Raw genomic sequence first — 25,963 nt, 5'->3', positions numbered from 1 at the left:
AAACGGAGGGCACAGGCTATGGAAACAAACGTGTTGAAATCGGAATTGGCGGGAACCTGGTATACGGACAATCCCAAGCATTTGGCGCACGAGATCGATGCGCTGCTCGAAGCCGCATCAAGCGAACCGATGGAGAATGCGATGGCATTGCTCCTGCCGCACGCCGGCTACCGCTATTCCGGCCTTGTTGCCGCGCACGGCATCAAGCCGATCGTCGGCCGCTCCTTCAGCCGGGTCGTGGTGATCGGCCCCAGCCACCGGATGCCGCTGCTCGACGCCGTCAGCATCCCCGACGCCTCGCATATTGAAACCCCGCTCGGACTCATCGAAATCGACCGTGTGTTGGTGGAGAAGCTGTGGGAAAACCCGATGTTCGAGTCGCACTCGGGCGCCCACGCCAGCGAGCACAGCGTGCAGATCGAGCTGCCGTTCCTGCAGCAGGCGCTGGGCGATTTCAAGCTGGTGCCGATGGTTTGCGGCCAGCTCGACGAGCGCAGCGCGCGGCGGATTGGCGCAACGCTGCTCGAAAACATCGATGCCGAGACGCTCGTGGTCGTTAGCTCCGACTTCACCCACTATGGCCGCTCCTTCGACTATGTTCCGTTCAAAGACGACATCCAGCAAAACCTCGAAAACCTCGACCTGGGCGCGTTCAAGTTTGTTGAGCAGAAAAACCTGGACGGTTTTCTGCAATACATCCAAAGCACCGGCGCCACCATCTGCGGGCGAAGCCCGATTGCCGTGCTGCTCGCCATGCTGCCCGAAGACGCAAAGGTGCAGTTGCTGAAATATCAAACCTCCGGCGATCTCACCGGCGACTGGTCGCACTGCGTCAGCTATGTCGCCGCCGCCGTTTCGGGGCAATGGGGAAATGTGGACAAGGCATCTTGCCTCGTTGCAGCGCATCCGCTTTCCGCGGCCGACAAACTTTCTCTTCTGGCCTTGGCCCGCCACCAAATCGCCCAGCGGCTCAAGGATGGCGAGTCGGATCTGGAGATCGAAATCACGCCGCCGATGCAAGAGATCATGGGGGCCTTCGTCACCCTCCACAAGTATGGGCAGTTGCGCGGCTGCATCGGCGAAATCCTGCCGCGCCGCGAGTTGCACGAAGCCGTGGCCGAGCAGGCGCTCAACGCCGCCTTCCATGATCCGCGCTTCCCGCGGCTGCGCGAGGACGAGCTGCCCGAAATCAAGATCGAAATCTCGGCGCTCACCGCGCCGCGCCCCGTCGGCTCTATTGAAGACATCGAGATTGGCCGGCACGGCGTGGTGCTCAGCAAGGGCATGCACTCCGCCGTTTTTCTGCCGCAGGTCGCCCCCGAGCAGGGCTGGGGCTTGGAGGAAACCCTTTCGCATCTCGCCCAAAAGGCCGGGCTTGGTTCCAATGATTGGAAAACCGGTTGCGAATTTGACGTCTTTGAGGCCGTTGTTTTCAGCGAGGGCCCGGTGTAGCTGTTCCGTGTTGTTTATTCAGTCCACTCCATGAACCGGGCGTAGAGTTTCGGCGCATATTCGTTTTTGAACGGCCCCAAGGCGGCTGTGTGGCCTCCGCCTTTAATGGTCCATAGCTCTTTCGGCTCCTGCGCTTTTTCGAACAGCTTTTGGGCGTGTTTGTAGGAGGCCACGCGGTCTTGTGTGCCGTGGATGATGAGCAGGGGGGTGGGGGATATTCCGGCGATGTGTTTGCTGGGACTGTGCTTGTTGCCGATGAGGCAATAGGCAAAGGGCTTGAGCCATCCTGCATGCTCTGCCGCCACGCTTTTATAGGAAGAGAAGGCCGAGTCGGTGGCAATGCCGACGATGCCGTCGAATGGATGGCTCCCTAAAACCGCCAGCGCGTTTGCCCCGCCGATGCTTTGGCCAAAGACAATGATTTTGCTTTGGTCGATGTCTTTCCGCGATTTGATATATTCAAGGGCCGCCACGGAGTCTTCGTAGACGCCTTGGCGGGAAGGCTTGCCGTCCGACTTTCCATAGCCCCTGTAGTCGAAAACAAAAAGATTGAATCCGTTGGCCGGCAGCCAGGAAACAAAGGAATAGTGGGCGCTCATATTCTGAGCGTTGCCATGAAAGTGCACGACGGTTCCGCGCGCTTTTCCCTTGGCCGGGATGAACCAGCCGGAGAGCTTCGTTCCGTCCGCGCTGCTGAATTGGATATCTTCATAGGCCAGACCGTCTTGGGCGGGGGTGGTGTAGACCGTCGAGTCGGGGTGGTAGAAAAAACGGTCGAGCCCGGCTGTGGAGCATGTGGCGCAAGCCAGCAGAGCCGATGTCATGAGTGTACGTTGGGTCATGGAAATCCTTTCTTGAGAAAAGACTAATGGTATTAGCCTTCAGCAACAAGAAACAGCTTTTATTGCATGCGGGTTGAATTCTCCTCCTCAAACCCGCATATTCACCAGCCAATAAGGCAAAAGGAAATAGTATGTTCAAATTCGGGAAGATTTTGATGGGGCTAATGATGGCGTCGAGTGCTTGGGCGCAGATGCCGCACGAGGTGCTGGTGGTGGTGAACCGTCGGTCGCAGGCGTCGATGCTGGCGGCGAATGTTTTTGTGGCCGCACGGCAGATCCCCAAGAACAATTTGGTTTATCTCGATGTGCCGGAAAGCGCCTATGGCGGATCCGCCACCATCACGCCCGAGCAGTTCGCCAAGCTGATCTGGGAGCCGGCCAACGCCGCGGCGGAGCGGCAGGGGATCGCTCCGCAAATCATGGCGTGGGTTTATTCCGTTGATTTCCCGATCCGCGTCAAAACCGACGCCAGCGACCGCAAGCAGATGTCGGTCGGCGGGATGACCTTTGTGCGCAACCAAATGCCGGGGCTGAGTCTGGTGGAGGAGGGGAAATACCTCTCCAAACTATTCGCGGGGCCGAACCAGCGGCTCAAGCTCAACCTGCCGGGCATGTCGCTGGGCATGAACAAGAACGGGCTGGGCATGGATGCGAAGGTGCCGCCCGAAGCCGCCTATCTGCAAGGCGGCTTGGGAGAGCGCATGCCGCTGCCCAGCATGATGCTCGGCTATATCGGCGAGAAGGGAACCGACATGCAGACGGTGCTCGACACCATCACACGCGGGCAGCAGTCGGACTTTCGTGGCCAGCGCCAAGGCATCTATTTTGTCCAGACCGACGACGTCCGCTCCAAGTGCCGCGAATACCAGTTTTATCCGGCGGTGAATGAACTCAAGCAGCGTCAGATCGAAGCGGTTGTTACCACCAATTTTCCGGCCGGCGCGGAAAACGTCATGGGTCTGATGGTGGGTGCGGAGAAGGTGGATCCGTCCTCGGTCAAATCGTTCGCCCCTGGCGCCATGGCGGAGCATCTCACCAGCTGGAGCGCCGAGTTTCAAAAGCCCCAGACCAAGATGACCGAATGGCTCAAGGCTGGCGCAACGGCATCGGCCGGCGCGGTGGTGGAGCCCTATTCCAACCCGGACAAGTTTCCGACGGCGCGTTTTTTCGTCCATTATGCCTCCGGCTGCACGATGCTTGAAAGCTTCTACCAGTCTATCGCCTGCCCGTTGCAGAGCCTGCTGCTGGGCGATCCGCTGGCCAAGCCCTATGCCGTGCCGATTGCCGTAAAGGTGCTTGGGGCTGACAAGCTGGAGCACGACTTTACCTATATGGTGCAAGCCCAAAGCCGTGCATCGAATGTGCAGTACCTCTATTCGTTCCTGTTCGACGGCCGGCTGGTCAAGGACGTTTCGGAAGACTTCTCTTTTCATGTCGATGTGGAAAAGATTTCCGACGGCTACCACGAACTGCGCGCCGTTGCGATGATCAAGCATCTGGTTCAGTTCAATGCATCGTTCGACAAGGCCTTTACCGTAAACCGTCTGGGGCGTTCCGTGGAGGTGCTGCCCGATGTGGCCCGGCTTGGAAAGTATGAACACGGCATTAAGGTGCGGATCGGCGGCGGGGAAACGCCCAAAATGCTGAAGCTGGTGTGCGGCCTGCAGCTGCTCGACGAAAAGGTCTACGAGCGGGGTGCCGAACTGGTGCTCGACGAGCAACTCGTGGGCGAAGGCCCCAATCGCATCCGCGTCATCGCCGTCTATGCCGACGGCATGGAAGTCTCCAGCCCGCCGACCAGCTTTGGGATCAACTTCGCAAAATAGAAACTTTCAATGGTCGGAAGAGGATTGTAGTTTCCCGTCGCATTTTTTCTGAAAGAGAGCACCTCATGCGCATTGTTGAAACAAACAGCCCTGATGAGACATGGGCCCTCGCCGCCGAACTGGCGGACGAGCTCGGCCCCGGAACGGTCATCGCCCTGCATGGCGACCTTGGCGCAGGCAAAACCTGCTTCATCCAAGGCTACGCCGCCGCGCTGGACATCGACGAGCCGATCACCAGCCCGACCTACACGCTCATCGGCGAGTACGAAGGTCGCCTGCCGCTCCATCACATCGACCTTTACCGCCTGTCCGGCCCCGAGGAGGCGCTCGGCCTCGGCCTCGAGGAATATTTCGATGTCAACGGCATCACCGCCATCGAATGGGCTGAGCGCGCCGAAGGCCTGCTCCCGCCGGATCTGCTGCACGTTCAAATCAAGGCCGACTCACACACTGGAACGCGCACGTTCCGCATTTTCAGGGAGAACGAAGCATGAAGATTTTTGCCATCGACCTCAGTTCCCGGTTCGGCAGCATTGCCCTCGTTGAAGGCGGCGCGGTGTCGGCGGAAAGCAGTTGGGAGGAAACCTTCAAGAACCGCCAGCAACTCTTCGATTCCATGGCCGAAATGGCCGTCGATTGGAGCTCCGTCGATCTTTTTGCCGTCGGGCGCGGCCCCGGCGCCTTTTCCGGCATGCGCATCGGATTCTCCGTAATCAATTCACTCGCGGCGCCGTCCAAGGCGCCGGTCTATGCGCTCAACAGCGGTGCGGCGCTGGCGGCGCAATGCGGCGCCCCCCAAACTGCGGTGGTTGGCGATGCCCGGCGCAGCAAGGTGTGGGCCGGCGTGTTTTCCGGCACTGAGCTTGAGAAAGAATTCCAGTTGATGGAGCTCGACGAGCTGGCTGGGTTTGTCCCCCCCGACGCCCTTGTGGTCAGCCCCGACCACGACCGCCTGCAGGAGCTTCTCGAAAATTTCCGTACCCTGGGAAACGCCGCACCGGTTTTCCCAACAGCCGGAGCACTGGGACTGCTTGTTTCCCAGCGGTTGGAACGCGGAATCGCCTCTGAACCTTTCGAGCCGCTCTACATGCACCCGCCGGTCTTTATTGCCCCGCGTTTTCCCGCATAGTTTTTTTGAATTTCGGGCGTTGACTCGCTTTGGGCGGATCGCTATACATATCGCCCTTTACCGCACCCGTGGTGAAATTGGTAGACACGCAAGATTCAGGTTCTTGTGCCAGCAATGGCGTGATGGTTCGACTCCATTCGGGTGCACCATTCTGAAGGCTCCAGCTTTGGCTGGAGCCTTTTTTTGTCGTCGCGCGTCTGCTCAAAGCTTATACTGCTCTCAATTATTGAGGGGGTTCGTGATGAATTTGATTAAACCGGCGGTTGTGTTGTCCGCCTTGCTGCTGAGCGGTTCGGCCGTTTTTTCGGCGGTGGTGTACGAGCTTGATTTTTCCACCGCCAAGGGCGATGTGAAAGGCTGGTTCAACGAGCAGGGCTGGAAGAACCAGGGCAAGATCCTGAAAATGAATCCCCGCTTTGAAAACGGAACGCAGGTGCTTGAAGCCATGGGGAGCGACTCCGGCGCGTTGATTTATGAGTTTGAACCTTCGGTGTTTTTGAAAAATGCACATCATGTGGTGATCGAGTGGGGGGTGGATCAATACCCCAAGGGCGCTGACTGGTCCGGCCCGAAAGATAAAACCTGGAACATCCGCGAGGCGATCGACGTTGTGATCACCTTCGGCATCGAAAAGATCAGCCGCGGCAACCTGGTGGTTCCGAACCTCCCTTATTTCATCGGCCTGTTCCACGCGGACGGGGAAAAGGTTGGAGAGGCCTATTTCGGCGACTACTGGCAGCAAAGCGGCCGCTGCTGCTGTATTTCGGCTGACGGCACGAAGGAGCTCGTCACTACTCATTTTGCCTTGTCGGACAAGTTTAAGGAGGCGTTCGGCAGAATGGCTCCGCCGGTAACCGGCCTGGCGATCAAAGTCGACTGCAAAAAAAACCGACAAGGTCGAAGGACGGCATTCCACGGCCTGGATCCGCAAATCACCTTTCATGACCAGCTTCCATGACGGCCTCTGTTCCTCTCTTTTCCGAAAAAATGCGCCTTCTTGATCTAAATCAAGGATCGGTTCTTAAAGGGGTGTATTATCGTTTGCATCATTTGAAACCAAGATGATCGGATTTTCCGATTAATAACCTAGGAGAAGAAATCATGAGTATGTTCTGTTACCAGTGTGAACAAACCAGCCAGTCCACCGGATGCACCGCGTTCGGCGTCTGCGGAAAAGACCCCGAAACCGCAGCCCTGCAGGACCTGCTGATTGAACTGTGCAAACAAATTTCCGTCAAGGCCCTCGAAGCCCGCGCCGCCGGAAAAACGACCCGCGATGCCGACCTCTACGTGATGGAAGGCCTCTTCACCACCGTCACCAACGTGAATTTTGATCCCAAAGACATCGCAGGCATCATCAGCCGCGGCGCACAGGTGCTGAAAGACCTCGGCGGCGAGTTTGAACTGGCCGGCGACATGGACGGTCTGATTTCCCAAGGCGAAAAGGTGGGCATCGAAAGCCGCATGAACACCCTCGGTGAGGATGTGACCGGCCTGCAGGAACTCATCATCTATGGACTGAAGGGCACCGCGGCCTATGCCGACCACGCCTTCGTTCTCGAAAAGGAAGACGACTCCGTATTCGCCTTCTTCCACGAAGCGATGGCTTTCCTGCTCAACCCGGCGCCGACCGTTGACGAGCTCGTTGCGCTGACGCTGAAAGTAGGCGAAGTCAACCTGACCGTAATGGCGCTGCTCGATTCCGCCAACACCGGCACCTATGGCCATCCGGTCCCGACCCCCGTCCGCATCACGCCGGTCAAGGGCAAGGCGATCCTCATCTCCGGGCACGACCTCAAGGATCTCGACCTGTTGCTCAAGCAGACCGAAGGCAAGGGCATCAACATTTACACCCACGGTGAAATGCTGCCCTGCCACGGCTATCCGGAATTAAAGAAATACAAGCACCTCGTCGGCAACTATGGCGGCGCATGGCAGGACCAGCGCGCCGAGTTCGAAGCGTTCCCCGGTTCGATCCTGATGACCACCAACTGCATCCAGAAGCCGAAAGAAAACTACAAGGCCCGCATCTTTACCTGCGGCCTCGTTCAGTGGCCCGGCGTTCAGCATATCGATAACGGCGATTACACGCCCGTCATCGAAGCCGCTCTCGAAGCCGACGGCTTTGCCGAAACCGAAGAAGAAAAAACCATCTTGACCGGTTTTGGCCACAATGCCGTACTCGGTGTTGCTCCTCAGATCATCGACGCCGTCAAGAGCGGCGATCTGAAACACTTCTTCCTCGTGGGCGGTTGCGACGGCGCGAAGCCGGGACGCAACTACTACACCGAGTTTGCCGAAGCCGTTCCGGACGATTGCGCCATCCTGACGCTGGCCTGCGGCAAGTTCCGTTTCAACAAGCTCGACTTCGGCGACATCGGCGGCATTCCGCGCCTGATCGACATGGGCCAGTGCAACGATGCCTACTCCGCCATCCAGGTGGCTGTGGCGCTCGCCGGCGCCTTCGAGTGCGACGTGAACGACCTGCCGCTCTCCATGATCCTTTCGTGGTACGAGCAAAAGGCCATTTGCATCCTGCTGTCGCTGCTGCACCTCGGCATTAAGGACATCAAGGTGGGCCCAACCCTGCCGGCCTTCATCACCCCGACCGTGCTGCAAGTGCTCGTTGACAACTTCAACATTGCACCTGTTACCACCGTTGAGGAAGACATGAAACAGTGCCTCGGCGCCTAGTTTCACTGTTTTTACAGGCTTGGAAAAGCGTCCCTTCGGGGGCGTTTTTTTTGATTTGGAGGGTTTCTTTTCCTGATTAATACGTTATTAATATGATCATGTTACCCGCAAGAACTAGTCTAATGAGGGCCGGATTGTTGTATGTCGCATGGGGTTTGTTGCTCTGTCCGGCATACGGGATTCCTGTACGTATCCTGCCATTGGGCGATTCCATTACCCGCGGAACATATAATGGCGATGGAAACAGCTATCGTAAAAAGCTCAAGGAGCTGCTGTCAGATGCGGGATATGACACCGATTTTGTCGGCGGGGAGGCGAACGGGAGCTTTGCTGATAATCAGCATCAAGGCCACGACGGGTGGTACGCCGCGCATCCCACCTCTCCGGGCACGATTTTAGGGCATATAAGCGGTTGGATGGCGTCTATCCAGCCGGATATTATTCTTTTGCACATCGGCACGAACGACATCAACGACAGCAACGGCAATAATGCCGATGCAAACGAAGTGGCACAGATTCTGGATGAAATCTATGCCGCCAACAGCAAGGCAACGGTTGTGCTGGCGCGGATTATCAGAGCGAAGCCGGCTTATTCCCGCAACGCGGAGATTACGGCCTACAACAGCAACCTCAACGTCATGGCCCAGATGCGCATTGCTGACGACGGAGATGATTTGCTGATGGTTGATATGGAAAACGGGGCAGGGATCGATTATGCCTCATCCGATTTGGCCGACGATCTGCACCCTTCGCAAATCGGCTACGATAAAATGGCCGCCAACTGGTATCCCGCGGTGGTTTCTGCCATCGAACGACAGCGGGTGAAGCAACAGCCACGGATTGAATCAATTTCCATGGCCTTCGAAACCATTATGCTGGAAGTCAGCAACCTCTCGATCGGGGTATCGAACTATGCGGAGCAAACCGGAGATCTTTTTGGTTCTGCATGGACCAATGTCAGCGCAATCATTCCCGATACAACCTCGACCAACTGGGTCTTGCCCGCCTCGACGAATGCGGCGTTTTTCCGAATCACTATTCCATAACTCGTCAATCAGAGAAGTCCGTATCTATAACTTTGATGATAAAGTTTCTAACGATTCCGGCTTTTTTGCATTCGGCCGATCGCGGTTTGACTTATCTCAAAAGTTTGCCATTCTCTTCGCTGTATGCGCGGTTGGGTTGCGATTGTGTAATTTGATTTTGCGGAGATCGGGGTGATGAACACATTCTTTGCATCAGCGGAACGGGCAACGGAAGAAGCCCTTGAGGAGGCGGTAAAGGTCTCCTCCCTCAATCCCGTTATTGGCGGGTTGATGAAGTCCGTTTCCGGATTGGTCGCCATTCTTAACCCGCAGCGGCAGATTATTTCTGTGAACGACGCCGCGCTTGAAGCTCTTGGCATTGCGGATTTGGAGTCGGTGGTGGGGCTTCGCCCCGGTCAGGCTATTCAATGCATACATGCCAACGAGGCGCCCAACGGATGCGGCACTACGCCGTATTGCGCCACCTGCGGCGCGGCCATCGCGATGGCCTGCGCCATCGAGCACGAAAAACCGGAGGAGCGCATTTGCGCGGCAACGGTCGAAAGGAACGGAAAGCGCGACGACTGTTGCTTCAAGGTGCAGGCCATTCCCGTCTATTTTGACGGGCTCCGTTTCATACTGCTGTTCATGCAGGACATTACGGATCATCAGGCTTGGTCCGAGTTGGAAGCGTCTTTTTTCCATGATCTCAACAACACGCTTTCCGGGCTTATGGGAACGAGCGAGCTGCACTTGCAGGATTTGCCTGGAAACGAAGACGCCCGGACCATTAGGGACATGCTCCACCACCTGAGCAAGGATATAGAGCTCCACCAAATGCTATTGCTGGCGAACGATTCCACATACCGCCCGGTCTACGAGCGAATCCGGCTGGATCATTTGCTCGAACAGTTGCAGTTCAATCTCAATGCCAACGAGCGTTTGGCGGGAAAACGGTTGGACATCGTTCCGCCAGATCCGGGGAAGGTGCTGGTTACGGACCTGTCGCTGCTCCGCCGCATGCTGCTCAACATGTTCATTAATGCCTTCGAGGGCACCGATCCCGGCGGTACCGTCCGTTTCTGGGTGGAGCCTTCCAAGGAGAGTGATGCGTTTTGCGTATGGAATAGGCAGGTTATCCCTCCGGAGATTCAACCTCGGATATTCCAGCGCCACTTCAGCACGAAGTCCGGCACAGGACGCGGCTTGGGAACCTATTCCATGAAACTGTTCGCAGAAACGGTCTTAGGAGGCTCCATTACCTTCAACTCCACCGCTGCCGACGGTACGGTTTTCCGTTTGCTCCTTCCACAGGGCAAGATATCAGCCAGCGATGTGTAGTTCGGGAGCCAGCTTTCGCCAAAGGTGTGGTCCTGCTCTTCCGCATCCAGCAGCCCGCCTCCATGCTCCAATCCAGACACTTTCGCCGGGAAACAAGTGTTGCGTATTCGGGGATTGGTTGTACGATTCTCATTGGTTAACCGAGAGAGGGTTGGAACGAGTGAGCATTTTCTGCCACAATGCATTACCTTCCTGCGCGGCGCCAGACTCCGAGTGTTTCGTAGGGGCGGTCAATGATCTGCAGGAAACCCTGCTCTCCGACATGAATTAATTTTAAAAACGCACGACCGGTGTCTGAAAAGATGCCACAACGATGCTGCGGCGGAGGCTTTCCGCTGAACTTCAGCATCGGACGCAGCAGAATGACGGAGGAATAGACATGGGCGAAAAAGGTAAAAAAGACAAAGGACAGCGGGAAAAACAGAAAGAACCGCAGATGACCTTGAAGGAAAAGCGGGCGGCCAAAAAGGAAAAGGCCAAGAACAAGAGATCCGACGCAATTTAATCCGCACAGCGGCCCCGGTTTCCTGCTTCTATAATAGGAAACCGGTAACCGCTTATTATCCAGCGAGGTGCAGGCCGGGAGGCAGCGCTTCGCCAAAGGCGCGGTCCTGCTCTTCCGCATCCAGCAGGCTGCCGTCGCGTACCAGTTCGAGCAGCCGTTCCGAGGCTTTGTGTTCCTTCAGCCACGCCAACGCTTTTTCCCGGCTCTCTTCGGGCAGGTCGCGGTAGCGGTCGCCCGTGCAGCGGGAAAGATGCATCAGGGCAAAAGCGGATTCCTTCGTCGCGTCGCGAAGCGCCATCAAGCGCAGCGCCCATTCCTCCGCCTTCTCGGCGGGAACCACCGTATTCAGCGGGCCGTAGGCCGGCACGCGTGCACCGATGCGCCCCAACGCCCAAACCGCCGCGCCGTTCGAAATCTTTGCGCCTTTGCGCTCTAGCCAGGTCAGCAGCAACTCGCCCAAGAGAACCTTCTTGGTGGCCGGGAGCCGTTCCAGCGAGCCGAGCAGGCGCCAAACCTCCGCGCTTTCGTGGTCGCCGAACTGGAAGCTGTTTTGCTTCGGCGGCTTTTGCCCCGCAGGATTTAGAATGCGGGAGCTCCACATTTTAATGATCGGTCCGGAGAGTTCCACTTGCTGGTTTTCCGTAAGGCCGCCCGCGATGCGCCTCCAAAAAATCCACCATTCCGCCCGGCACATTTCGTTGCGATGGTTCGCAACGCCGTCCTGCTTCATCAGCCATGCATTTCCAACGCGCCAGTCGTCGGCGGCAAAGCCGTAGCCCGGGCGCAGGGCGTAGCCGGCGAGATTGAGCCAGCGCGACTCCAATACGGCGCTGGCTTGCCGGCAAGTCGCCAATGGCAACGTTTCCTCGAACCATCGGCGCAGCAGAGCAGGGGGCCAGTCGCCGCGGTCCATGCCGGTGGCGGCTTCAAGCTGTTTCAGCAAGGCGTTGGGTTCGCCGGTGCGTTTCGGGTCCAGTGCCGATTGGATCACCGCTGCGCCGGTTTCCACCAAGCTTTCGTCCACCAGCCCAGCGCGGTTGGCCGTATCTTCCTCAACGGCGCGCTCGGTCTGTGTGGCGGCGCGCGCATCAAACTGCAGCCGCCATTCGCGGTTGCCGCCTTTTTCGGCCAGCCAAACCTCGATGGTGCCGATCTCCGTCAGTCGCGCGTGCACCTGCACATTGATCGTCTCCGCCCCTTTTTTCTTTTTGCCCGAGTTGACCACCGTTTTAATCGACGGCATCGGGCGCATCGATTCCTCGTCGATGGCCAGCAGGTCGCCGGGCTTATCGGTCGTCCGCGTGCTGGAGGTGTAGAGCGGGAACTCCACCGGCTTGCGGATCTGCAATTGGAAGGTGCGATCCGCCAGCTCGACGGTTTCGCCTTCCTCCAGCCCGGCCGGCAGCAGGCAAACGGATGCCGTTTCGCCGTTGTCCTGACCAACGCCCAGATAGTAGGTGCGTGCCAGACCGCCGGTAATGCGCGTGCCTTGGCCGCGCCGTACGCGGCCGTATTCCGCCGCGCCATACGCCACGGCTAAGTCCAGTCGGTCGGCCCGCAGCACGTGCGGTTCCCATCCGAGCGCCTTTGCCAGCACGCTCAACAGCCGGTCGCGCAGCACGGCCGATTCAAAAAAGCCGCCGTTGAAAAGAATATAGTCCGGTCGCGCGTTGCCGTGCTCCGCGAGGAAGGTGGTCACATAGCGGGTGATGGCTGCGTCCGGCGCATAGGGCAGGCCGAATTCCTGGAATCCGGATTGGCGTAATTCAGGTTTGTCTCCTTCAGCGGCTTCGGGCAGGAAACCTTCGGCCAGCAGGCGCAGCGCTTCGTCGCGTTCGAGCTCAACCTGCCGGCTTCCGCCCACCACGCTTCTGCCGCGCGCCGGCAGATGGATGGTGCAGTTCTCCGGAGCGTTGGGTTGCAGCAGGGTTTCCTTCGCCTGCTGGCAGCGCCGCACCAAAACGCTCCACACGGCGGGCGACAGCTTTTCGCCGCCCATCTTTTCTTCAATGTGGTGGGCCAGCGCCAAATCCAGATTATCGCCGCCGAGCAGCAAATGCTCGCCCACGGCGACCCGGCGGTAGGCCAGCGTTTCATCCTTGCCGTCTTCGACCTCGATCAGCGTCAGGTCGGTGGTGCCGCCGCCGATGTCGCACACGAGAATAGATTGCCCGGTCTGCATGCCTTCGGCCTGTCGGTGCTCGCGCATCCAGGCATAGAAGGCCGCCTGCGGTTCTTCCAGCAAACACAGTTTGGGCAGGCCGGCGTTGCGTGCCGCGTCTACAGTGAGTTCGCGCGCCACTTCGTCGAAGGAAGCCGGCACGGTCAGCACCACGTCCTGTTCCGCCAGCGGCTGCTCCGGGTGAGCATGATCCCACGCGTGGCGGATGTGTTCCAAATAACGCCGGCTCGCTTCGCCCGGAGAAATTTTATGCACGCGCTCCGCACCGTGCCACGGCAGCAGCGCCGCATTGCGGTCGACGCCGCCATGGCTCAACCACGACTTGGCCGAAACCGCCAGCCGCCCCGGCACGGCGGCGCCGTGCTCGCGCGCCAGCACGCCCACCACGCTTTTCCCTTCGCTGGACCACGGGAGCGTCAGGGCCTCCGCTTCGAACTCGCCCTTGGCCGGTTCATAGTGGAACGACGGCAGCGAGTCGCGCGCCTCAACCGTTCCCGGCGCGACCAATTGGTGCACCGGAAAAACCGTTGCTTCGAAGCCTTCCTGCTCCATGTCGATGAAGGCAACCGCCGAGTTGGTCGTCCCGAGGTCAATGCCAACGACAAAGCGCGATGAAATTTCAGAATCATTTTTCACGAAATCAGTTCCGTTGTTTTTAGGGCAGAATAATTGAGTGGCAGAATAATTTTTCCCGCCCACCGATTTTTAAATTATTCTGCCACCCTTGAGCAACGCGGTAGATAATTTGCGAAGCAAATAACGAAGTGGTTCAAATCATTCTGCCTAATCCTCGCGGACGCTGAATTCGAGTTTCCAGCGGTGGTCGGTGATGGTGCTGACGCACCAGAGCTCGAAGATGCCGAGTTCGGTGACGCGCGATTCGAAGCGCACGGGAATGTATCCGCCACCGTCTTCGGCGCCTTCCGCTGCCGGAAGCTCGGCTTCAAGCGAATCGGTTTCCTGCAGCTCCTCTTCGGTCCATGAGCCGAGCAGGTCGCCCGGCTTGTCCTGCTTGCGGACGGCGGAGCTGAGCACGCGGAAATGGGCCGGCTCGCCGGTCACGAGACCGAACGAATCGCCGGGCACTTCAATTTCGGTGCCTTCCTCCATACCGGCCGGAACCACGCAGAATGCATTCAGCGGACGCGGTGCGCCGGGAATGGCGAGGCCGGCGGTTTCGATGCCGAGATAGTAGGCGCGCGCCGTGCCGCCGCGGATGCGAATGCCGCCGCTGTGCTTCGCCGCCGCGTAGAACGCACCGCCGGTGGCCACTGCATGGTCGAGGTCTTCGTTGCCGTCGAGCAGCTGCGGCGCTTTGTCGAACCACGAGCCCATCAGCTCCATCAGGCGGTTCTTGAAAATGTCGGATTTAAACACGCCGCCGTTAAACAGCACATGCGTCGGACGCACCGATGCACCGTCTTCGGCGTGCATGCCGAGGAACGCCGCCAGATGGCGGGTGATGGCCGTGTCGTGCTCGTAGGGGAGGCCGAGTTCGCGGAAGCCCGAAAGCTGCGTGCGCTGCGGGCGGTCAGCCAGCTTGCAGGCCGGGAAAAAGCCTTCGAGCAACGCGTCGGAAATCTGTTGGCGGTTGAGATCAACGGAAATATTGCCGCCGATCACTTTGCGCCCGCGCCCGAGCACGGTGACCGGATGCGTTTCCGCGCCGGCGGGGTCGAGCAGGTTTTCCTTGGCCTGTCGGCAGGCGTGCCAGAGGGCGGTTGACTGCCACGCATCGACGGTCACGCCCTGTTCGGCGAAAGCCTGCTGGGCAATGTGCGCAGTGAACAGGTCCATGTTGTCGCCACCCACCAAAATGTGGTTGCCGACGGCGACGCGGCGCAGTACGAGATCGCCGTCTTCATCTTCAACGCGCACGAGCGTAAAGTCGGTCGTACCGCCGCCGACGTCGCAGACGAGCAGGGTGTCGTCTTTGTTGAGCTGCTTGCGCCAGTCGTCGCCGACCTCGGCGAGCCATGCATAAACGGCCGACTGCGGCTCTTCGAGCAGGATAAAGTTTTTCGGTAGGCCGGCCTCTTTGGCGGCGAGGCTGGTCAGCTCACGGGCGCTGGAGTCGAACGAGGCCGGTACGGTCAGCACCAGTTCCTGTTTGGCAAACGGAGCGTCCGGGAACTGCGCGTTCCACGCATCGGCCAAATGCTGGAGGTATCGTTTCGAGGCTTCGACCGGCGAGCATTTTGCAACGTCGTCGGGAGCGCCCCACGGCAGAATGGCTTCGTGGCGGTCGACGCGGCTGTGGCAGAGCCACGACTTGGCGGCGGCCACGGTGCGCCCCGGTGCTTCGGCGGCGCGGCGCCGCGCCCATTCACCGACGTTCCAGCCTTCGTCTTCGGTGCCGAGATACATAAAGGAGGGCAGCGTGGTGCGCGCCTCTTCGGTGGCCTGGTCCACCAGCTGGGGAATGGCGAGGCATTCTACGGGCGCATCCTCTGTTTCAAGGCTGCGGTAGGCCAGCGCCGAGTTCGTTGTTCCAAGGTCGATTCCAATGGCATATTTTGAATTCATAAGAGTAGTCCTCCTCCGCTGATGCGGATTCGTTTTATAAAAAAGAAAGGCTGATTTTGTATGACCGCGAAGACGCTAAGAAGCGAAGATTTAATTCCTTTGCGTCTTCGCGTCTTTGCGGTCAAACCATCTGATCCCAGATTAGATTTCGATTTCGGCGGGGGCGACGATCTTTGCGCTGGCGTCGGAGCCTTGCCAGACGGGAAGGTCCAGTTTGGCGGCCGTCCAGCCCGGATGCATCAGCTCGCCGGTGTAGGGCGCTTCGCCGGCAACGTTGCCGGTCAGTTTGACGGCGCCGGCATCGAAGCCGGAGGGAACGGTGATTTGCGATCCTTCGTTTTCCGAGCGCAGCGGCTTGAGTGAAAAAATGCGTTCGAGCACTTTGCGGCTGTCGGCCTGAATGTCGCGTACGGCGGCGGCGACTTGCTGGTCGGAATAGCCGTCGAGCGGCTCCATCAAAAAGTCCACCAGTCGCGCTTCGCGCTGCAGGGCGGCAAGCAAGGTCAGCGCCTCGCTGCGCGCAGGTTTAACCACAACCGTTTCAGGCTTTGCTTCGATCGACGCCGGGGCGCCGGACTTCAATGTTGCGAAAAAGGCCTTGAAGGCCAGTCTTAGTTTGTTCATTTCAAAAACTCCAAAAAATTTATATATGGGCACTACGTGTGCCGAGAAGTCGCCAAGGTATGAAATCCTTACTCAATGTAAAGCACTAATATGGGTTTGGTTCTGCGTGTGTCCGCGACGGGCATTTTATTATGCCGAATCAATCTGAATGGGATTTTCACCACGGAATTCACCGAATACACGGAATCCGTTCCGCCGATTCTCAACCAACCACAGCGACCCATCGGCATGGGCACGACCTGAAAAAAAGGAATCATACAAAAGTTCCAATCGGTGGAAGGTTTCGGTAGGTTCTTCCGCCTTTGGAGTTATGATGATTGATTTTATACAGGTAAGCAAACAGTTTGGTGCGCAGGACGTACTGAAGTCGGTAACGTTCCGGATCAACGCCGGCGAGCGGATCGGAATTGTCGGCCCAAACGGGGCGGGCAAGAGTACGATTTTCGGATTGATCGGTCACGACATCGAGGCCGATAAGGGCGATGTTGTGCTGCCGAAGCACTGCCGCATCGGCTATTTGCACCAGCAACTGAACCCGCACGCGGTCAGTCAAAACCTGCTCGAATACACCGAAGACTCGATTTCCGAGCTTAAGACCATCCCTGAAAAGATCCATGCGCTGGAGGAGAAGATGGGCCGCTTCGAACCGGCGGAAAAGGAGCGCGCGCTCAAGCAGATTGGAACTTTGCAGCATGAATACGAGCATCTTGGAGGCTATGAAATGCGCAGCCGGGCCGAGGCGGCGCTTTGCGGGCTGGGTTTCAAGGTGGAAGAGTTCGACAAGCCGTTCACCTCATTTTCCGGCGGGTGGCAGATGCGCGCCGAGCTGGCCCGCACGCTGATTGCCAATCCGGATTTGCTGATGCTCGACGAGCCGTCGAACTATCTCGACCTGCCGGCGGTTGAGTGGCTGCAAAAATTCCTGCGCGCCTACGAGGGCACGATGCTGCTGATTTCGCACGACCGCTATCTGCTGCGCTCGCTCGTTACCATCACGATCGAAATTGCGGGGGGCAATACCACACGCTACCAAGGCGGTTACGACTACTATCTGAAAGAACGCGAAGACCGAATCTACCATCAGCTCGCCGCCAAGAAAAACCAGGATCGCGAGCGCGAGCAGATCGAAAGTTTTATTCGGCGCTTCCGCGCCAAGAGCACCAAGGCCGCCCAAGTGCAGAGCCGCATCAAGCAGCTTGAAAAAATGAAAATCATCGATGCGCCGGCCGCCGTTGCCAATCTTTCGAAAATACGCCTGGCCGCCCCGCCGCATAGCGGCCACGAAATTATCCGGCTCGAACAGGCCGGTTTAACCTACGACAGCAATCGCTGGATTTTCCAAGGATTGGATCTACAGATCAACCGGGGCGAAAAAGTGGCGCTGGTCGGCTATAACGGCATGGGCAAAACGACTTTGCTGCGCTCGCTGGCCGGCGCATTGGCGCTGAGTTCCGGAAAGCGCGTGCTCGGTCACAAAGTGGTGGTAGGTTATCAGAGTCAGGATTTCGCGGAAACCATGTCGCCGGAAAGCAGCGTCTTTCATATCGTGAAAAGCGGTAATGCGGCGGCCTCGGATTCCGATGTCCGCAAGCTGCTCGGCGGCTTCGGCTTCAGCGGCGATTCGGTTGATAAAAAATGCGAAATCCTCAGCGGTGGCGAAAAGATTCGTTTGGCCTTTGCCCGGCTCTTTATTGATCCGCCCAACCTTCTGCTGCTCGACGAGCCGACCACCCACCTCGACGTTAACGGACGAGAAGCGCTGGAGTCCGCGCTCAAGGACTACAAAGGTGCGCTTTGCGTGGTCAGCCACGACGTCACCTTCGTGCGCAACATTGCCGAACACATCATTGCCATAGACCAGACCGGAGTTTCCCGCTTCCCCGGAGGGTACGACTACTATCTTGAGAAGATGGAAGGTCGAAACTTGAAACCTGAAACCGGAAAGCCGCAAGCCACTCCTGTTCAGGATCCCGGCCAGCCGGCAGCCAAAGGCAAGGATGGGCGCAAGGCGAGGGCGGAGCAACGCGAGGCCGAAAAGGCGCTCAAGAAGATTGAGAACAAGATCGAAAGGCTGACCGAAGAACAGGTGGCGTTGACCAATGAAATGATGACGAAGCGCGACGCCGACTTTGCCTCCATCAACACCCGCCTCGCAAAAATCCAGTCCGAGATCCACGCCTTGGAAGCCGCCTGGGAGACGACCGCCGAAGCCATTTCGTAGGCTCCCCCTGCATGTCTTTTATTTGACGGGATTACAGGATGACCAGGATTTAGGTCTCGGTACGTTCCTTAGCGCACGACCCTTTATGTGTTTGCCTACATTCATTCGTTGCCATTCATCCTCTGTTGCGAATCGACATTAGGTTTTTTTTGGCGCTAGTGATCCTGTCCATCTTGTAATCCCGTCTAAACATTTATCTGCCTGCGTGCGGTTCTGTAGATTTTTTAAATTTAATCGGTTTACTAAATTAGGCGGATGATTAAGCTTGGTCGTTTGATTAATTGCATGGGGACGCGTTGTGGCTAAATATTCAGCAAGTGAAACGACTAAAATGAAAATGATCAACGCGGCCGGCGAGCTGGCTGCCGAGGTGGGGTTGGACAATGTGTCGACCCGCGCCGTGGCCGACCGCTCCGGTGAAAACATCGGCAGCATTCACTATCATTTTGGAGGCAAAGACGGCTTGTTCGAGGCGGTGGTTCGGGAAGCGATGAAGGATTATATGTCGAAAGCCCGCGAATCGTTGATGGCAGATTTAGCCTCCGATCCGCCGGATCGGGAAGCGTTTTCACAGATGATCCGTTCGATTGTCGCGGGTGAAATTGACGACATGTTCCGCTCCGGCCGTGCCCCCTGGCATTCGCAGGTGATCTACCAGCTGCTCCAGCGCGATGACGCCCTGTATGAATTGTTCAGGACGGAGCATCTCGATCCCAGCATGGACGGAATGTACCGCTTCTTCAAACTGGTTGATCCCGCGATGACAAACGAAGACGCCTTCCTGCATGCCGCCGTCATGAAGATGCCGATCTTTGCTCACGCAAACTATATGAAGGCGATGCTCAAGCGGCTGGACGTGGCGGCATATTCGGAGGAATACCTCCAAAAACTGGAAGATTTACTGGTGAGCCAGACGCAGTGGGCGCTGGGCTTGCCGTTGGACAAACCCGCTTAGGAGACTGTTGGAATGAAGCTGAATAAAAAAACCGTTATTGGAATCGGCGGCGGCGCGTTGCTGGTTGCCGTCGTTGCGCTGATCAGCGTCTCGAGCGCGAAAAGGAATGAAGCCGCGAAGCATGAAGCTGAAACAAAGCTGGCGCAGCAAAGCGCGCCGCGTCCGGTGCGTTTCGTGCTGGTGAAGCGTGAGCCGGTGGAACACCGCTACAGTTATCCGGGCATCGTGAAGGCATCGGAGGAGTCGGCGCTCTCGTTCCGCGTGGGCGGTCCGCTTACACAGGTGACGGTCAATCTGGGTGCGCCGGTGCAAAAGGGCGATCTGCTGATGCAGGTGGATCCGCGCGATTTTGAAGACCGCATCATGACGCTGGAGGCGCAGCTTGCCGGCGCGGTTGCGATGCAGCAAAACGCCGCCCAGGACTACCAGCGCATATCGGAGCTGTTTGAGGAAAAGGTGGTGCCTCAGTCGGACTACGACCACGCAAAGAACGCTCGGAATTCCGCGGATGCTTCTGTGAAAACACTGAATGCTCAGCTGCAGATTGCACGGCACGCGCTGAAGGATGCGGCGCTGCTGGCGCCCTACGACGGCACGGTGACGGAACAGCTTGTTGAAAACCACGAGATGATTTCCCCCGGTCAGGTGGTGCTGCGCTACCACAATATACAGCTGCTCGAAATTGTAGTGAACGTTCCGGAAAATGAAGCGGCGAACGCGCTGGCTGATACGGAATTCATTACGGCGGATGCCTCTTTCCCTGCCATGCAAGGTAAGGTTTTCGAGGCCCGGTTGAAGGAATGGAGCACGCAGGCCGATCCGCTCACGCGCACCTATGCCGCAACGTTTGGAATGCCGGCGCCTTCGGAACGCCGCATCCTGCCAGGCATGACGGCCAACGTATCCTGGGTGGCCGGCGCGGCTCGTGCCTCGGCTTTAACGGTGCCGGTGTCGGCGCTGGTTTCCGATGCAAACGGCGGCTCGGCCGTTTGGGTTTATGACGAACAATCCGGCGCGTCGGCGCGTCGGCCGGTCAAGGTTGGCGCATTGGCCGGCGCATCGCGGATGGTCGTTCTTTCCGGTCTGGCCGAGGGCGAAAAGGTCGTCGTATCCGGCCCCGGCCTGATCTATGAAAACTTGAGCCTGAAAACCGCATCTATTCGTTAATTTCAATTCGCCGCTTAGCGGAGGCGTACAGAGGAACCGTTGATGAACCCCGCATCATTTGCACTGAACAAACGGACAGTGATGGTTGTGATGACCATTCTGCTGATTATGGCCGGCTTTATGTCGTACCGGAAACTGGGCCGTCTCGAAAACCCGAACTTCACCATCAAGACCGCGCTGGTCGTTACGCAGTATCCCGGCGCGAGTCCGTCCGAAGTGGAAGAAGAGGTCACCGACCCGATCGAAGAGGCCATCCAGTCGATGAGCCAGCTCAAGGAGGTCTACTCCACTTCGATGGACGGCCTGTCGATCGTCTATGTCGATATCCAAGACGCGTTCAACAGCACGGAGCTCCCGCAAATCTGGGACGAGCTGCGCAAAAAAATCAGCGACATGCAAGGCGAGCTGCCGCCCGGCGCCGAACCGTCGATCGTCAACGACGATTTCGGCGATGTGTACGGCGTATTCTTCGCGATGACCGGAGCCGGCCACACCTACGCCGACCTTAAGGCCTATGCCGAGGAGCTGAAGACCGAGCTGCTCCACTGCGACGATGTGGCCAAGATTGCCTTTTGGGGATTGCAGCAGGAAATGGTTTTTGTTGAGTTTGAGCGCGCCCGGCTGACGGAGCTCGGCCTTTCGCCGGAAGCGATTGCCGGCACGCTGCAGTCGCAAAACGCGGTGCAGCCGAGCGGCAAGGTGGAGATCGACGGCAACTATATCCGCATCACGCCGACCGGCGATTTTGCCAGCGAGCAGCTGATTGCCGATCTCTATGTCGGCAACGGCGGCGAGCTGGTGCGGCTCGGCGACATTGCGACCATCCGCCGCGGCTACTATGATCCGAAACGGCAGATCATGAGTTTCAACGGCGAGCCGGCCATTGGCATCGGCATCTCCACCGTGGTGGGCGGCAACGTCGTTGCGATGGGGGAGTCGATCAAGGAAAAGCTGGCCGAGCTGGAGCTGATGCAGCCGGAAGGCATCGAACTGCACTCCATCTACTATCAGAGCGAAATGGTTACCGGGGCGGTGAACGGTTTCGTGCTCAACCTGATTGAGGCGGTGGTGATTGTGGTCGTGCTGCTCATGTTCTTCATGGGCTGGCAAAGCGGACTGCTCATCGGCGCGGTGCTGGTGCTCAACATTTGCGGCACGTTGCTCGGCATGTTCGTGTTGGAGATCGAACTTCAGAAAGTTTCGCTCGGCGCTCTCATTCTTGCGCTCGGCATGCTGGTGGACAACGCCATCGTGGTGGCCGACGGAATCCTGATCCGCGTCGCGCGCGGCGAAAGCCGCGAAGAGGCGGCGTTCGACGTTGTGCGCGACACGCAGTGGCCGCTGCTCGGCGCCACCTTGATTTCCATTCTGGCGTTTACCGCCGTTGGTTTTTCGGCGGGCAACGTCGGCGAATTCTGCCGTTCGCTCTTCGACGTGATGATGATGTCGCTGCTGTTCAGCTGGGTGCTGGCCGTAACCGTTACGCCGCTGTTCTGCGTCTGGTTCCTGAAGATTCCGGACACCCACGGCAAAGATCCGTACGACAAGCCGATGTTCCGCCGCTACCGCAAGATGCTGCACGCCGTCGCGCACCATCGCGTCATCGCCGTTGCGGCCACGGTGGTGCTGCTGGTGGCGGCGGTGGCCGGCTTCAAGAAAGTGCCGCAGACTTTTTTTCCAGAATCGCCCACGCCCTATTTCTACATCAACTATTGGCGTCCCGCCGGCACGCACATCAACCGCACGGCCGAGGATCTCGACCAAATCGACGCCTATATCCGCTCGCTTGACGGCGTCAAGCAGACCAGCTCGTATGCCGGCGAGGGCACGTTGCGTTTCATGCTTTTGTACAACTACGAAACCCCCGACCCGAGCTACGGCATGGTGCTCGTCGAGGCCGACGACTATCACGACATCGACCGGCTGGTGAAGGAGATCGATATCTACATGAAGGAAAACTGTCCGGAGGCGGAGCCCTACTGCAGCACCATTCCAAACGGGCCGCCGATGGCCTTCTATGTGGAGGCGCGCTTCTTTGGCCCGGACAAGGCGGTGCTCGAAAGCCTCGGCAAGCAGGCGCTCGAAATCATGCGCGCCGAACCGACCGCAAAGGATGCCCGTCTCGACTGGCGCCAGCCGGTGCAGGTGCTGCGCCCTCACTATTCTGAAACGCAGGCGCGGCGCGTCGGCGTAACGCGCGCCGACCTGGCCTCGGCGCTGCAGCTCAACTTCAACGGCACGGTCACCGGCCTCTACCGCGAAGGCAACGAGCTGATCCCCATCATGGTCCGCCCGCCGGAATCCGAGCGAACGACGGTCGACAACTTGAACGATGTCCAGGTTTGGAGTTCGACGAGCCGCGCGTTCATCCCGATCAACCAGGTCGTTAGCGGCATGGAAAACGAGTGGGAGTGGCCCTATGTCATGCGCCGCGACCGCCGCAACACCATCACCGCGCGCTGCAACCCGGTCTATGGCCTGGCTGACACGCTGCGCCTCAAAGTGGCGGAGCAGATCGAGGCTATCGAACTGCCGCCCGGCTACCGTTTCGAGTGGGCCGGCGAGTTCAAGGAATCGGCCGAGGCGCAGGCGCCGCTGGCCGCCATCTTCCCGATCTGCCTGCTCGGCATGTTTGTCATCACGGTCTGGCTGTTCAACTCGGTGCGCCGCCCGCTGATCATCTTCATGACCGTGCCGCTCTCGATCATCGGCGTAACGGCCGCGCTGCTGCTCACCGGCTTCCCGTTCGGCTTCATGTGCATCCTCGGCTTCCTCGGACTCTCCGGCATGCTCATCAAAAACGCCGTGGTGCTGATCGACGAAATCGAGCTGCAGCTCAAACGTGGCGTCGAGCCCTACAAAGCGGTGCTCGACTCATCCGTCAGCCGCGTGCGCCCCGTCGTCATGGCGGCCGGAACAACGATTCTCGGCATGGCGCCGCTGCTGACCGACGCGCTCTATTCGGGCATGGCGGTCACCATCATGGGCGGCCTTTTCGCCGCCACGTTCCTTACGCTGATCATTGTGCCGGTGGTCTACACGCTGGTCTACCGCATCAAAGTCGACCCGAAACATTTGTAGGAGAAACCCATGAAGCCTGTTACTGAATTGATTAGCTGCAAAAAAGCGCAGCGGCTGCAAAAGCTAGGAAGGAAGAGTTTTTTGTGTCCTTTTCGTTCTTTTGTGGCCGAATTCTCGTTCCTGTTCGCTCTGCTGGCCCCCTTGCTTGGATATTCGCAAACCAACGGCATGGCACTGGCCGAGGTGCGCGAGGCCGTCTTGACCAGCAACCCATCGGTTAGTGAAGCGCTGCAGCGAATTGTGGCGGCGGATGCCGTGCTGAAGCAGGTGCGTTCAGCTTATCTGCCGCAGGTTTCGTTCAACGGAAGCTATGGCCACGTCGATGCGAGCCTGCACCCGGATTTTAATCCGCAGACCCGCGTCTCGGACAGCATGAAGCAGGGCGCCGCCGGCCTGCAGGCCAACTGGCTCTTGTTCGACGGCTTTGCCCGTCGCGCCCAGGCGCTGGCGGCAAAATATAATGTGCAGCGATCGCAGGAGGCCGCCGACGAAACCCGCCGCTTGTTGATTCTCTCGGCAACGGTCTCTTTCCGGCAAGCGCAACTGGCCGCCGAAAACATGAAGATTTCCGGACAAGACGAGCGCTTTAACCAAACGCTCGAAGAGGATGCCCTAAAGCGCTTCAATGCCGGCACCACGCCCGAGGCTGATGTGTTTAACTTTTCCATTCGCGCCCTTCAGGCAGAGAGCAGCTATCTACAGGCGCAGTTCAGCTATCAGACGGCTTGTACGGTGCTGGCCGAGTTGATGGCGCTGCCCGAGGCCCGTCTGTCCGATTCGATGCAACCGGCGTCCATTCGGTTTGCGTCCTTCCATCCCGTGCCCGGCTTGGAGGTCGAGCTGCAGTTTGCCCTCCGCCACCGCCCCGACTACAAGGCCCTCGAATACGGCCGGCTTGCGATGGCCCAGCAGGTGAGGGCGGCCAAAGGCGGGAGGTTGCCGGAGGTTTCGCTGACCGGCTCTCTCGACTATGTTGACCGCGACGGCTATTCAACCGCCGGGCGGCACGGAAACTACGATTCATTTGTCGGTGTGGCCGCCCAATGGGATCTTTTCACCGGCGGGCGCAAGATCAACGAGGTAAGAGAAGCGCAAGCCGAACTGCAAGCGCTCGAAGAGCAACGCGAATCGTTGAGGCTCTCCATCCGCTCCGAGCTGCGGAGGCGGATCGACGAGGCCGATACCGCTCGCGCGGTATTTGAGCGGCAAGAGAAGATCTACGAGCTGACCACCCGTGTTCGCGACAGCGTGGAAAAGTCCTACAAGGCCGGGGTGGCGTCCATCACCCGCCTTAACGAAGCGCAAACCGACCTTGTCCGTGCAAAGGGCGCACATGCCCGCGCGTTCATTGCCTATCAGCTTTCGCTCAATACGCTCGAGATTGAAACCGGCCGCATTCTGGAAACCATGTAGTTTTTCTCCCCGCAACACGCCGTCCCCCGTTTCTCCCCTTTGGCGGGGGCGTCCACGTTGGTTTTGTTTCTGTTGGTCGTGGTGTGGTCGCTTGTGCCGTTGGGCGGAGCAACGTTGCCGCACCAAATTACTGCGTGGACAGGCATGTCCTTTATTGCTTCGGCGCTGCTGGTGTCGATTGCTGCCGGGGTGTTCGGCGTGGCTTCTTTGCTCTTTTTCCCCTTTGTTCAATCCCTGCGCGTGGTCCGGAAAGAACGCGTGCCGCACCGCAGCATGAAGGCCTGATTTCATATTTATCCCGTTGCATACCTTTTGGTAGGTATGTATATATGCCCGCGAATTTAAGGAGCTCTCATGGCCCGGAAAACAAAAGAAGAAGCGGAGAAAACCCGCCAGCGCATTTTAGATGCCGCGCTGAAGGTTTTTTCGGAAAAAGGCTATTCAAAAGCAACGTTTGTGGATGTCGCCAGCGAGATCGGCCTGACGAAAGGGGCGGTTTATTGGCATTTTAAAACAAAGCCTGAACTTTTAGCGGCTGTGGTGGCCTACGGTGAAGAAAAGCAGTGTGCGCGTTATAAGGATGCGATGCCGGAAACCTTGGCGGAGCTGCGCGATACGGTCGTCGAGCTGGTCACGGCCATTGCGGATGACGACGAGTCCTGGAAGTTTGAGTTTTTTTGCGGTTTTCAAATTGAGTGGTCAGCTGAGCTGATGGCGGAAGTTCATGAAAGGCTGGCGGCATTGCGCGGCGACCCGCTGAAGTTGTTTGAGCAAAAGCTGCTCCACCTGCAGGAGAATGGCGCCTTAAGCAAGAAGCGCGATGCGCGGGATCTTGCGCTCTGTTTTGCCTCCTCGTGGGTGGGAGCAATGAATCTTACGATGTATGCGGAATATGACCGGAAAAAATATGTGGAAGTGTTGATTGCGAGTTTTGACCTGCTGTTCAGCAGTCTGTCTGGCTGAGCCGAAAAATTGGAGAT

The 25,963-nt window shown here is 58.2% G+C and carries 20 protein-coding genes and 1 tRNA gene; 17 read left to right on the top strand and 4 right to left on the bottom strand.

The window, feature by feature from the left end:
* Nucleotides 1-18 precede the first annotated feature (18 nt).
* On the top strand, nucleotides 19-1,452 hold the full coding sequence (gene amrB, locus SCARR_RS11520) for an AmmeMemoRadiSam system protein B (RefSeq protein WP_136061725.1): 1,434 nt from the start codon (nucleotides 19-21) through the stop codon (nucleotides 1,450-1,452).
* Between the two features lie 14 nt (nucleotides 1,453-1,466).
* On the opposite strand, the gene SCARR_RS11515 is transcribed toward amrB, so the two are convergent.
* Nucleotides 1,467-2,294: an alpha/beta hydrolase gene (locus SCARR_RS11515; RefSeq protein WP_136061724.1), complete on the bottom strand. Its 828-nt coding sequence runs from the start codon at nucleotides 2,292-2,294 to the stop codon at nucleotides 1,467-1,469.
* A 131-nt stretch (nucleotides 2,295-2,425) separates the two neighbouring features.
* On the opposite strand from SCARR_RS11515, the gene SCARR_RS11510 reads away from it, so the two are divergent.
* From SCARR_RS11510 to SCARR_RS29065, 9 genes are all read left to right on the top strand, one after another.
* Entirely contained in the window at nucleotides 2,426-4,120 is a 1,695-nt protein-coding gene (locus tag SCARR_RS11510) for a hypothetical protein (protein WP_136061723.1), read from the top strand.
* A 65-nt stretch (nucleotides 4,121-4,185) separates the two neighbouring features.
* A complete protein-coding gene (gene tsaE, locus SCARR_RS11505) occupies nucleotides 4,186-4,614 on the top strand; it encodes a tRNA (adenosine(37)-N6)-threonylcarbamoyltransferase complex ATPase subunit type 1 TsaE (RefSeq protein ID WP_136061722.1) in 429 nt (142 codons plus the stop codon).
* Complete coding sequence (gene tsaB, locus SCARR_RS11500) at nucleotides 4,611-5,249, top strand: tRNA (adenosine(37)-N6)-threonylcarbamoyltransferase complex dimerization subunit type 1 TsaB (protein ID WP_136061721.1); 639 nt, start codon at nucleotides 4,611-4,613, stop codon at nucleotides 5,247-5,249. The genes tsaE and tsaB overlap by 4 nt, the downstream gene beginning before the upstream one ends.
* Before the next feature lie 62 nt (nucleotides 5,250-5,311).
* Nucleotides 5,312-5,398 (top strand) — tRNA-Leu (locus tag SCARR_RS11495).
* Between the two features lie 92 nt (nucleotides 5,399-5,490).
* The gene (locus SCARR_RS11490) at nucleotides 5,491-6,207 is read left to right on the top strand and encodes a hypothetical protein (protein ID WP_136061720.1); all 717 of its coding nucleotides are present in this window, start codon (nucleotides 5,491-5,493) and stop codon (nucleotides 6,205-6,207) included.
* Between the two features lie 149 nt (nucleotides 6,208-6,356).
* Nucleotides 6,357-7,943: a hydroxylamine reductase gene (gene hcp / locus SCARR_RS11485; protein WP_136062166.1), complete on the top strand. Its 1,587-nt coding sequence runs from the start codon at nucleotides 6,357-6,359 to the stop codon at nucleotides 7,941-7,943.
* 122 nt (nucleotides 7,944-8,065) lie between these two features.
* Complete coding sequence (locus SCARR_RS11480) at nucleotides 8,066-8,989, top strand: GDSL-type esterase/lipase family protein (RefSeq protein ID WP_168433250.1); 924 nt, start codon at nucleotides 8,066-8,068, stop codon at nucleotides 8,987-8,989.
* A gap of 174 nt (nucleotides 8,990-9,163) precedes the next feature.
* Nucleotides 9,164-10,309, top strand: a complete 1,146-nt coding sequence (locus SCARR_RS11475; RefSeq protein ID WP_136061718.1) for a sensor histidine kinase — start codon at nucleotides 9,164-9,166, stop codon at nucleotides 10,307-10,309.
* Nucleotides 10,310-10,688: 379 nt separating this feature from the next.
* Nucleotides 10,689-10,814 carry a hypothetical protein gene (locus SCARR_RS29065; protein WP_281281159.1) on the top strand — a complete coding sequence of 42 codons (126 nt, stop codon included), beginning with the start codon at nucleotides 10,689-10,691 and terminating at the stop codon, nucleotides 10,812-10,814.
* 55 nt (nucleotides 10,815-10,869) lie between these two features.
* Here SCARR_RS29065 and SCARR_RS11470 read toward each other — a convergent pair whose 3' ends face one another.
* The 3 genes from SCARR_RS11470 to SCARR_RS11460 form a co-directional block, all read right to left on the bottom strand.
* Entirely contained in the window at nucleotides 10,870-13,632 is a 2,763-nt protein-coding gene (locus SCARR_RS11470; protein WP_222846269.1) for a hsp70 family protein, read from the bottom strand.
* A 147-nt stretch (nucleotides 13,633-13,779) separates the two neighbouring features.
* Nucleotides 13,780-15,522 carry an Hsp70 family protein gene (locus SCARR_RS11465; RefSeq protein WP_136061717.1) on the bottom strand — a complete coding sequence of 581 codons (1,743 nt, stop codon included), beginning with the start codon at nucleotides 15,520-15,522 and terminating at the stop codon, nucleotides 13,780-13,782.
* 141 nt (nucleotides 15,523-15,663) lie between these two features.
* Nucleotides 15,664-16,146: a DUF2760 domain-containing protein gene (locus SCARR_RS11460; RefSeq protein WP_136061716.1), complete on the bottom strand. Its 483-nt coding sequence runs from the start codon at nucleotides 16,144-16,146 to the stop codon at nucleotides 15,664-15,666.
* A gap of 310 nt (nucleotides 16,147-16,456) precedes the next feature.
* On the opposite strand from SCARR_RS11460, the gene SCARR_RS11455 reads away from it, so the two are divergent.
* The 7 genes from SCARR_RS11455 (at nucleotide 16,457) to SCARR_RS11425 (ending at nucleotide 25,946) form a co-directional block, all read left to right on the top strand.
* Nucleotides 16,457-18,367: an ABC-F family ATP-binding cassette domain-containing protein gene (locus SCARR_RS11455; RefSeq protein WP_168433249.1), complete on the top strand. Its 1,911-nt coding sequence runs from the start codon at nucleotides 16,457-16,459 to the stop codon at nucleotides 18,365-18,367.
* Nucleotides 18,368-18,698: 331 nt separating this feature from the next.
* On the top strand, nucleotides 18,699-19,322 hold the full coding sequence (locus SCARR_RS11450) for a TetR/AcrR family transcriptional regulator (protein WP_136061714.1): 624 nt from the start codon (nucleotides 18,699-18,701) through the stop codon (nucleotides 19,320-19,322).
* A 12-nt stretch (nucleotides 19,323-19,334) separates the two neighbouring features.
* Nucleotides 19,335-20,489, top strand: coding sequence for an efflux RND transporter periplasmic adaptor subunit (locus SCARR_RS11445; RefSeq protein WP_136061713.1), 1,155 nt, complete (start codon nucleotides 19,335-19,337; stop codon nucleotides 20,487-20,489).
* A gap of 42 nt (nucleotides 20,490-20,531) precedes the next feature.
* Nucleotides 20,532-23,570, top strand: coding sequence for an efflux RND transporter permease subunit (locus tag SCARR_RS11440; RefSeq protein ID WP_136061712.1), 3,039 nt, complete (start codon nucleotides 20,532-20,534; stop codon nucleotides 23,568-23,570).
* Between the two features lie 9 nt (nucleotides 23,571-23,579).
* Complete coding sequence (locus tag SCARR_RS11435) at nucleotides 23,580-24,983, top strand: TolC family protein (RefSeq protein WP_136061711.1); 1,404 nt, start codon at nucleotides 23,580-23,582, stop codon at nucleotides 24,981-24,983.
* Nucleotides 24,984-25,040: 57 nt separating this feature from the next.
* Nucleotides 25,041-25,268 carry a hypothetical protein gene (locus tag SCARR_RS11430; protein WP_136061710.1) on the top strand — a complete coding sequence of 76 codons (228 nt, stop codon included), beginning with the start codon at nucleotides 25,041-25,043 and terminating at the stop codon, nucleotides 25,266-25,268.
* Nucleotides 25,269-25,337: 69 nt separating this feature from the next.
* Nucleotides 25,338-25,946 (top strand): TetR family transcriptional regulator, encoded by a 609-nt coding sequence (locus tag SCARR_RS11425; protein WP_136061709.1) that lies wholly within the window; start codon nucleotides 25,338-25,340, stop codon nucleotides 25,944-25,946.
* Nucleotides 25,947-25,963: the final 17 nt, after the last annotated feature.

Source organism: Pontiella sulfatireligans (assembly GCF_900890705.1).
GTDB classification, from domain to species: Bacteria; Verrucomicrobiota; Kiritimatiellia; order Kiritimatiellales; family Pontiellaceae; genus Pontiella; species Pontiella sulfatireligans.
The sequence above is the reverse complement of the archived record's forward strand: the minus strand, read 5'-3'. Positions and strand labels throughout refer to the sequence as shown.

Excerpts from the sequence above, each read along its gene's own strand:
- amrB (WP_136061725.1), top strand. The coding sequence starts at position 19 with ATGGAAACAAACGTGTTGAAATCGGAATTGGCGGGAACCTGGTATACG.
- SCARR_RS11515 (WP_136061724.1), bottom strand. The coding sequence starts at position 2,294 with ATGACCCAACGTACACTCATGACATCGGCTCTGCTGGCTTGCGCCACA.
- SCARR_RS11510 (WP_136061723.1), top strand. The coding sequence starts at position 2,426 with ATGTTCAAATTCGGGAAGATTTTGATGGGGCTAATGATGGCGTCGAGT.
- tsaE (WP_136061722.1), top strand. The coding sequence starts at position 4,186 with ATGCGCATTGTTGAAACAAACAGCCCTGATGAGACATGGGCCCTCGCC.
- tsaB (WP_136061721.1), top strand. The coding sequence starts at position 4,611 with ATGAAGATTTTTGCCATCGACCTCAGTTCCCGGTTCGGCAGCATTGCC.
- SCARR_RS11490 (WP_136061720.1), top strand. The coding sequence starts at position 5,491 with ATGAATTTGATTAAACCGGCGGTTGTGTTGTCCGCCTTGCTGCTGAGC.
- hcp (WP_136062166.1), top strand. The coding sequence starts at position 6,357 with ATGTTCTGTTACCAGTGTGAACAAACCAGCCAGTCCACCGGATGCACC.
- SCARR_RS11480 (WP_168433250.1), top strand. The coding sequence starts at position 8,066 with ATGAGGGCCGGATTGTTGTATGTCGCATGGGGTTTGTTGCTCTGTCCG.
- SCARR_RS11475 (WP_136061718.1), top strand. The coding sequence starts at position 9,164 with ATGAACACATTCTTTGCATCAGCGGAACGGGCAACGGAAGAAGCCCTT.
- SCARR_RS29065 (WP_281281159.1), top strand. The coding sequence starts at position 10,689 with ATGGGCGAAAAAGGTAAAAAAGACAAAGGACAGCGGGAAAAACAGAAA.
- SCARR_RS11465 (WP_136061717.1), bottom strand. The coding sequence starts at position 15,522 with ATGAATTCAAAATATGCCATTGGAATCGACCTTGGAACAACGAACTCG.
- SCARR_RS11460 (WP_136061716.1), bottom strand. The coding sequence starts at position 16,146 with ATGAACAAACTAAGACTGGCCTTCAAGGCCTTTTTCGCAACATTGAAG.
- SCARR_RS11455 (WP_168433249.1), top strand. The coding sequence starts at position 16,457 with ATGATGATTGATTTTATACAGGTAAGCAAACAGTTTGGTGCGCAGGAC.
- SCARR_RS11450 (WP_136061714.1), top strand. The coding sequence starts at position 18,699 with ATGAAAATGATCAACGCGGCCGGCGAGCTGGCTGCCGAGGTGGGGTTG.
- SCARR_RS11445 (WP_136061713.1), top strand. The coding sequence starts at position 19,335 with ATGAAGCTGAATAAAAAAACCGTTATTGGAATCGGCGGCGGCGCGTTG.
- SCARR_RS11440 (WP_136061712.1), top strand. The coding sequence starts at position 20,532 with ATGAACCCCGCATCATTTGCACTGAACAAACGGACAGTGATGGTTGTG.
- SCARR_RS11435 (WP_136061711.1), top strand. The coding sequence starts at position 23,580 with ATGAAGCCTGTTACTGAATTGATTAGCTGCAAAAAAGCGCAGCGGCTG.
- SCARR_RS11425 (WP_136061709.1), top strand. The coding sequence starts at position 25,338 with ATGGCCCGGAAAACAAAAGAAGAAGCGGAGAAAACCCGCCAGCGCATT.